At 43.0% G+C, this 5039-nt stretch carries 4 protein-coding genes; all 4 read right to left on the bottom strand.

Annotated elements, in window-relative coordinates:
* On the bottom strand, nucleotides 1-1557 hold a 1557-nt coding region (gene sprA / locus VNZ46_RS07600), incomplete at its 3' end, for a cell surface protein SprA (RefSeq protein ID WP_325559475.1).
* 13 nt (nucleotides 1558-1570) lie between these two features.
* Nucleotides 1571-2155, bottom strand: a complete 585-nt coding sequence (gene ruvA / locus VNZ46_RS07595; protein ID WP_199077060.1) for a Holliday junction branch migration protein RuvA — start codon at nucleotides 2153-2155, stop codon at nucleotides 1571-1573.
* Between the two features lie 4 nt (nucleotides 2156-2159).
* The gene (locus VNZ46_RS07590) at nucleotides 2160-4475 is read right to left on the bottom strand and encodes an NADP-dependent malic enzyme (RefSeq protein WP_133782161.1); all 2316 of its coding nucleotides are present in this window, start codon (nucleotides 4473-4475) and stop codon (nucleotides 2160-2162) included.
* A gap of 64 nt (nucleotides 4476-4539) precedes the next feature.
* On the bottom strand, nucleotides 4540-5039 hold a 500-nt coding region (locus VNZ46_RS07585), incomplete at its 5' end, for a LysM peptidoglycan-binding domain-containing protein (protein ID WP_325559474.1).

Here is a 5039-nt window from a genome sequence, read left to right as displayed (position 1 = left end):
CTGCTGGCTGATCTGATATCCGCCAATAGAATAAATGTTTTTCATCATCAGGTTCCAGGTAGGCAGACTGGTCTTGGTGGTTTCGTTCTTCAATAATTTTGCAAACAGCAATTTTGGTGTGGTCGGATCAAAAGGCACATCGGTTGAAAACTCCCCCACCTGGTATTCAACACCTGAATAGGTATACCGGTAAACCACCGCCAACACCTCATCTGAGTTTAAAGCGGTGTTTAAAGAAATATAACCCAACTGTGGGTTCAACTTGTATTCCCTGTCAGATAGTTTCCGGGCATAGGTCAGCTTGGCATAGTTGTCCGTAGCACCCGTAGCCTGAAAGAAGGGAATGATGGCATTTGAGTTGGTAAAGCGGGCATCTGCAGGAACCTGCTGAAGTAAATTATTGGACTGTCTCGGAAACTGTGTAGAGGTAAAGCCAGAAGGCAATGCAGATCCACCGCCCACAATTGTTCTGTTATAAGGTTTATTCTCTCCTAAATCCAGGAAGGCCAGAATGTCCCTGGAATCCTGCGTTGCCCCCGTTTTATTGGTTACCCAAACTTCTATCTTTGTAATATTGACCCCTGAGGTAACAAAAGGTGCACTGGCCAGGGCCCTATTGTAATTGTCCCTGAAATACTGGGCCAGAAAATAGTGCTTATTGGCCTCATAATTATCCCCCGTTATCCGGTACTCATTTTGCTGGGCGCCATTGTTAATATTGATCTGCCGGGTCTGTGATTTCTGCTGGGAAAAAACTGACGTTACATTCAGTTTTCCAAACTGCAGCTGGGTTTTGATACCGAAAAGGGATTGAGTCCCATGAATAAGCGTACTGCTCAAAGGCAGGCTGACATTACCTGCTTCGATCTTTTTAATAATGTCATCCTCCCCTCCGGTATAATCAAGTTTCACCTGATTCTCAAAGTCGAACTGCGCCTCGGTATTATAGTTCATATTGATCTTCAGCTTGGAACCGATATTACCGATCACATCCATCTGGATCCGCTGGTTGAAATCAAAATTACTCTGAACCCGCTGACGTTCGTTAAATAAGGGATTCTCATTTTTGTTGATTCTGCCCAGAAGTGTCAGCTCAGACTCTCCCCGGGGTTGAATATCAATATTTGTTCCTCCGAAAATCCGTTCAAAGGATCTGCTGTTCACCGTTAAGCTCGGGATGATACCTGTTCGTCTTACACCCTCCACCTCCGTATTCGAAAACTGTCTCCAGTTTCCTCTTTTGATCTCGCTATTGATCAAACGCTGATATTCTTCTATGGTAAGGTACTGCGGAGGCCCCAAAAAGCGACCACCAACTCTGTCCCTGATGATGTAACGTTTATTGACCGCGTCAAATTCAACCTCCCGGGTCACATTGGTTGGCAGTGGGTCAAAAGGATTATAACCCTGTCTTAAACCAAGGCGTTGTTTCTCTTTTAAGCTGAAGTCATTCCTGGTCGTATCTGATCTGGATCTTGCCGGCTTAACTTGAGAAAAAGTTTGTTGTCCCCAAAAGGTAACAACCAAAGAGATCATTAAGATAGATAGTTTTCTCAAGAGCGATTAGGGTTTAGAGGTTCTTCAAAGCTATTTTTATCATTTCTTCAACCGTCAGTTCCGAACCACCACTCTTAATTGCATTATCGATTGCCTTTTCCGCTGGAGGTTTGGAAAAGCCAAGCATCATAAGTGCAGAGAGTGCCTCTTCTTTGACGGTATGGTTTAACGGCGCAGCGATCAAAGACCCTGTACCTTCTTTTTTTAATTTATCCTGTAATTCTAGTACCAGGCGTTGTGCCGACTTAACACCAATCCCTTTAATCCGTTGTATCAAAGGAAGGTCGCCGTTAACAATAGCCGTCTGGATTTCATTAGGTGTGATGGAAGAAAGCATCATTCTTCCGGTATTTGGCCCAATCCCGGAAACGGAGATCAGGTGCAGGAAAAGCCTGCGCTCCCCTTCATCAGCAAAGCCATAAAGGGTATGCGCATCTTCCTTTACATGCAGCCAGGTATATATTTTGCACCGCTCCACATTTCCCAGGCCGCTGTAGGTGTTCAGAGAGATATTGATGTGATATCCTATCCCCCCCGCCTCTACAACAATGTAAGTAGGACATTTAAAGGTTAGTTTTCCATCAATATACTCAAACATATTTTTAAACTTTAGTCTTACGTCTCAATAAACCTGTTTTCTTTTCACCGGCCTCGCTCTGTTTTCCTTGTACATCCAATACGGCAATGGTCACCATATTTACGATTTCCCTTACAGAACTTCCTAACTGTACAATATGTACAGGTTTTTTCAAGCCCAGTAAAATTGGCCCAACAGCCTCTGCCCCGCCAAGTTCCTGTAACAATTTATAGGCAATATTTCCGGATTCCAAATTCGGGAAAACCAGTGTATTCGCCGGCGCATCCGCTAATCTACTAAAAGGGAAATTATCTTTAAGCAAAGAATTATTTATCGCGAAGTTTCCCTGCATTTCTCCGTCTACCAAAATCTCCGGGTGTTTCTCATGTAATATCTTTACAGCTTTTCTAACTTTCTCCGGAACAATTCCTTCGTTAGACCCAAAGTTTGAATAAGACAATAATGCCACCCTTGGCTGGATGTTGAATTTATTGACTGCACGTTCCAGTAAAATGGTCAGATCTACTAATTCTTCAGCTGTTGGATCCACATTGACAGTGGTATCCCCAAAAAATACCGGACCTTTAGTCGTCATCATCATATACATCCCTGCAACACGGTTTACACCTGCTTCTGTACCGATAATTTGTAAAGCAGGCTTTATGGTAGAAACATAGTTTTTCGTTAATCCGGAGATCATCGCATCCGCTTCACCAAACTCCACCATAGAGGCACCAAAGTAATTCCTGTCGCGCATCAGCTTTGTAGCCTCAAATAAGGTAACACCTCTTCTCTGTCTTTTCTGATAAAGAGACTCAGAGTATTTCTGCATACGCTCCGGCTCCTGAAATGGATCCATGATCTGTACACCTTCAAGATCCAGGGCGTTCTCTTCAATAATCTGCTGAATGATCTCTTTGTTCCCCAATAATATTGGAATCGCAATGTTATCATCTTTAACAATCTGAGCAGCCTTCAGAATTTTATAGTTGTCTGCTTCAGCAAAAACTACACGCTTAGGATCAGATTTAGCTTTATTGGTAATGGCACGCATAATGGCATCGTCTTTACCCAAACGAAGCTTCAGTTCCTCGGCATAAGCATCCCAGTCTGTAATCGCTTTACGCGCAACGCCAGATTCCATAGCTGCCCTTGCAACTGCCATAGAAACATTCGTGATCAACCTAGGGTCCATTGGTTTCGGAATGATATATTCCTTTCCAAACTTTATGTTCTTTTCATTGTAAGCCATATTCACGGCTTCAGGAACAGATTTTTTAGCCAGCTCAGCAATTGCTTTTACAGCGGCTATTTTCATGGGCTCATTGATGCTCGTCGATCTAACATCAAGTGCTCCTCTGAATATATATGGAAAACCTAAAACATTATTTACCTGGTTCGGATAATCTGAACGACCTGTAGCCATGATCAGATCCTTACGGGAACTGATGGCCAGGTCATAGGCAATTTCCGGGTTCGGATTGGCCATTGCAAAAACAATAGGATTTTTAGCCATTGATTTCAGCATGTCTGCAGTTACGCAGTCGGCAGATGATAAGCCAATAAAAACATCAGAATCCTTCATCGCTTCTTCCAGCGTATTGACCGTTCTGCTCGTAGCGAACTCTGCTTTGATCGGGTCCAGATTTTCACGAATATCCCTGATCACACCACTCCTGTCGCACATCACAATATTCTCCTTTTTAGCGCCCAAAGAAACATATAACCTCGAGCAGGAAATTGCAGCGGCACCAGCACCGTTTACCACAATCTTAACTTTATCTATCTTTTTTTTCTGTAGTTCACAAGCATTAATTAAAGCAGCAGCAGAAATGATCGCGGTACCGTGTTGATCGTCGTGCATCACAGGAATTTTCATTTCTTCCTTCAGGCGGCGCTCTATTTCGAAACATTCCGGAGCTTTAATATCTTCCAGGTTCACCCCACCAAAAGTAGGCTCCAGCGCTTTAACAATCTTTACAAAATCATCTACATTCTTTGTATCCAGTTCCAGATCAAAGACATCAATATCCGCAAAAATCTTAAACAAGAGGCCTTTACCTTCCATCACAGGTTTTCCCGCTTCCGGACCGATATCTCCAAGACCAAGTACTGCAGTACCGTTACTGATTACAGCCACAAGATTACCTTTAGCTGTATATTTATAGACATCCTCTGTGTTCTCAGCGATCTTTAAACAAGGCTCAGCTACCCCCGGTGAATAAGCCAGCGTTAAATCTCTTTGAGAATTCGTTGGTTTGGTGGGTATAACCTGTATTTTACCAGGCCTCCCTTGCGAGTGGTAATCTAAAGCGTCTTGTTTTCTATTCGTCTTACTCATAAAATTTTGCGTTGTAAAGCGCCAAAGTTACAATTCTTTTAATGAGCCTAAAATAAAAAAGATCCTAAATCTTCCCCTCCCGCTGTGATCGTTCTTTATCTCCTTTATAAGACATATATTGTCTGGAATGCTTTGAGGCAGAAACCACATTTCCAGTACCTGAATTTTTAGATACAATTAAACGCTGCCCCGGCATGATCTGAGATCCCTTTAGTTTATTCCAAACTTTAATATCCTGAACTTCAACATTATACTTATCGGCAATTGTCTGCAGATTCTGGCCGCGGGTTACCCGGTGGTACTCTACAGACGTATGCTTTTTATGCAGCCTGCGGTCATCATTGGAAGCCAGTACTATGTGTGTATTTACCTCCGGCGGGCGGTTGTTTAACACCTCATAGATCATTGCAAAGTCCCCTCCGGTTACCCGCGGCATTACAATTCTCCTTGGAGATTCCTCCGTTCCGTTCACAATTTTCTTTTTGTAGGAAGGATTCAGGATGCAAAGATCTTCCTCTTCAATTTTAAGGGCCTGCGCCAATAAAGGAAGGGAAACAAACTTAT

The organism is Pedobacter sp., from assembly GCF_035566355.1.
Classification (GTDB): Bacteria; Bacteroidota; Bacteroidia; order Sphingobacteriales; family Sphingobacteriaceae; genus Pedobacter.
This window is presented reverse-complemented; position numbering and strand designations above follow the sequence as displayed.